This is a genomic window from Acidovorax sp. KNOB132, assembly GCF_057541515.1.
Map to the genome: position 1 here is coordinate 1 of NZ_BAAJYT010000416.1, position 2,171 is coordinate 2,171.

3 protein-coding genes are annotated in these 2,171 nt (G+C 73.0%); all 3 read left to right on the forward strand.

Annotation, left to right across the window (positions count from 1 at the left end):
• A partial coding sequence (locus AC27IO_RS23215; RefSeq protein ID WP_498741022.1) for an MFS transporter occupies positions 1–672 on the forward strand: 672 nt, incomplete at its 5' end.
• Positions 659–1,651 carry a tRNA (adenosine(37)-N6)-dimethylallyltransferase MiaA gene (miaA, locus tag AC27IO_RS23220; protein ID WP_498741023.1) on the forward strand — a complete coding sequence of 331 codons (993 nt, stop codon included), beginning with the start codon at positions 659–661 and terminating at the stop codon, positions 1,649–1,651. The genes AC27IO_RS23215 and miaA, both read left to right, overlap by 14 nt.
• The coding region (locus AC27IO_RS23225; protein WP_498741025.1) for an ABC transporter ATP-binding protein at positions 1,648–2,171 on the forward strand (524 nt) is incomplete at its 3' end. The genes miaA and AC27IO_RS23225, both read left to right, overlap by 4 nt.

Consider the following 2,171-nt stretch of genomic DNA (forward strand, 5'->3'; position numbering starts at 1 on the left):
GTGGTCGCCCTGGGCCTGCCCGAGACGCTGGCGCGGCGCAACCCGCACGCCCTGCGGCCGGCCACGCTGGCACGCACCTGGGCCACGGTGCTGCGGCACCGCACGTTCTGGGCCTATTCGCTGCTGACCACGGCCAGCTACGGCGGGCTGTTCACGTTCCTGGCGGCATCGTCGTTCGTCTTCATCGAGGCCCTGGGACTGTCGCGACCCCAATACGGCGCCGTGCTGCTGTCGACCGCGCTGGCTTACCTGGTGGGCACCGTGCTCTGCCGGCAGTTGCTCGCGCGCCTGGGCGTGCGGCGCACCGTGGCGGTGGCCGGCGCCGTCAGCCTGCTCGGCGGCACGCTGATGGCCGCGGCGGCCTTCGCCGGCTGGCATGCGCCGCTGGCACTGCTGCTGCCGATGTGCGTGTTCATGGTGGCGCATGGCATCCACCAGCCCTGCGGGCAAAGCGGTGCGGTGGGCCCGTTTCCGCAGGCGGCCGGCGTGGCCTCGGCCCTGAACGGCTTCATGATGATGCTGGTGGCCTTCGCCGTGGGCCGATGGGTCGGCGCGCGGCTGGACGGCACCGTGTGGCCGCTGGTGCACGGCGTGTGGGCCTGCTCGGCCGCGCTGGCGCTGACCGCCTGGACGCTGGTGCAACGACACGGAGAGCCCCATGCGCCTGCCTGAGACGCTGCCCTGCATCGCGCTGGCCGGCCCCACCGCCTCGGGCAAGACGGCGGGCTCCCTGGCGCTGGCCGCATCGCTGGCGCCGCATTGCCCGGTGGAGATCGTGAGCGTCGATTCGGCGCTGGTGTACCGCGGCATGGACATCGGCACGGCCAAGCCGACGCCCGCCGAACTGGCCGCGGTGCCGCACCACCTGATCGACATCCGCGACCCGTTGCACGCCTACAGCGCGGCCGAGTTCGTGGCCGACGCGAGCCGCCTCATCGCGCAGATCCGCGCCCGCGGCGCGCTGCCGCTGCTGGTGGGCGGCACCATGCTGTACTTCAAGGCCCTGCTGGACGGCATCGACGACATGCCGCCCGCCGACCCCGCCGTGCGCGCCGAGCTGGAGGCCCAGGCCGCCGCCATCGGCTGGCCCGGCATGCACGCCGAACTGGCCCGCGTGGACCCGATCACCGCCGCGCGCCTGGCACCGGCGGACAGCCAGCGCATCCAGCGCGCGCTGGAGGTGTGGCGCATCGCAGGGCAGCCGCTGTCGAGCTTTCATACGATTAAAAAAGGAGCAGAAGACGGCGCCAATACGGCGGTGGATGCCCTTTTCTCTCTGGAGCCCGAAGACCGCGCCTGGCTGCACGGGCGCATCGCCCAACGCTTCGACGCCATGCTGGACGCGGGCTTCGTCGATGAAGTGCGCCGGCTTCGGGCGCGCGGCGACCTGCACCCCGACCTGCCCTCCATGCGCTGCGTGGGCTACCGCCAGGCCTGGGAGGTGCTGGATGCCGAGGCGGCCACCGGCACACTCGATGTGGCAGGCCTGCGCGAACGCGGCATGGCCGCCACCCGCCAACTGGCCAAGCGCCAGGTGACCTGGCTGCGCAGCATGCCGGCACGCCACGCCATCCCCTGCGATGCCCCCGGCGCCACCGAACGGCTGGTGCAGGCCGTGCACCGGCGGCTGGCCGACGAGGCCGCGGCATGAGCGCCGCACCGTCCAGTCCCGCCGGCTCCGCGAACGCCGTGCTGCGCGTCGAACAACTGGGCAAGCGCTACGGCGAGGCCGACGTGTTCGCGCAGGTGGACCTGGCAGTGCACCCGGGCGAGTTCGTGGCCATCGTGGGCGAATCGGGCGTGGGCAAGTCCACGCTGCTCAATTGCCTGGCGGGCCTCGATACCTGGGACACGGGCCGCATCGTGCACGGCGGCACCGACCTGTCCACGCTGGACGACACGCAGCGCGCCCTTTGGCGGCGCGCGCACGTGGGCTTCGTGTTCCAGGCCTTCCACGTGCTGCCGCACCTGGACGTGGCGCAGAACGTGGCGCTGCCGCTCATGCTGCTGGGCCGCACCGATCCGGCACGGGTGGCGCACATGCTGGCCGCCGTGGGCCTGGAGGGCCTGGGCGATCGCCTGCCCCAGCAACTGAGCGGCGGACAACTGCAGCGCGTGGCCATCGCCCGCGCGCTGGTGCACCGCCCGGCCCTGCTGCTGGCCGACGAGCC